Genomic DNA, 680 nt, shown 5'->3' on the forward strand with positions numbered 1-680 from the left:
ACGGCGCCGGGCTGGGATGCCGCGATGGCATGTGAGGCGCCCGCGATCTCGTGGGTTCCGCGTGAGCCGGCTCGTTCGGCCATGAACCGCAGTGCGGCGGCCGGGATGTTGAGGTCGCGCTCGCCGTGGACGAACCAGGACGGTGTGGTGCGCCAGCCGGGCTCGCTGACGGTGAGTGCGTCGGTCAGCGCTCGTTCGGTCACGGGCCGCTGGGTCGCCGCCATCAGGGCGGCTTCGCCCGCGTCGAGGTCGGCGCAGAACTGGTGGTGGAACTTGTCCTCGGCGATGCGGAACTCGTTGCCGCCGGAGGCGACGGGGTAGGCGGTCAGGGCCGCGGCGAGGGTGCTGCCCTCGAATTTGCCGGACAGCAGCAGTGCGCTTTCGTCGGGTTCGGGGGCGAAGGCGGCGACGTAGACGAGGGCGCGTACGGCTGGGTTGTCGGCGGCCGCCTGGCTGATCACCATGCCGCCGTAGGAGTGGCCGACCAGGACGACCGGGCGGCCGATGCCGGCGATCACGTCGCGCAGGTAGGTGGCGTCGCCTTCGACGCTGCGCAGCGGGTTGGCCACGGCGACGGCGGAGAGTCGGTTGCTGTGCAGGCGTTGGATGACGCGGTTCCAGCTGGCCGATTCGGCGAAGGCGCCGTGGACCAGGACGATGACGGGCTGCTCGCTCATGAG

Annotated in this window: 1 protein-coding gene; it reads right to left on the reverse strand. The window is 71.2% G+C overall.

The window, feature by feature from the left end; genetic code table 11:
• A partial coding sequence (locus tag Pth03_RS41175; RefSeq protein WP_239119824.1) for an alpha/beta fold hydrolase occupies positions 1 to 680 on the reverse strand: 680 nt, incomplete at both ends.

It is taken from the genome of Planotetraspora thailandica (assembly GCF_016863335.1).
Lineage (GTDB): Bacteria > Actinomycetota > Actinomycetes > Streptosporangiales > Streptosporangiaceae > Planotetraspora > Planotetraspora thailandica.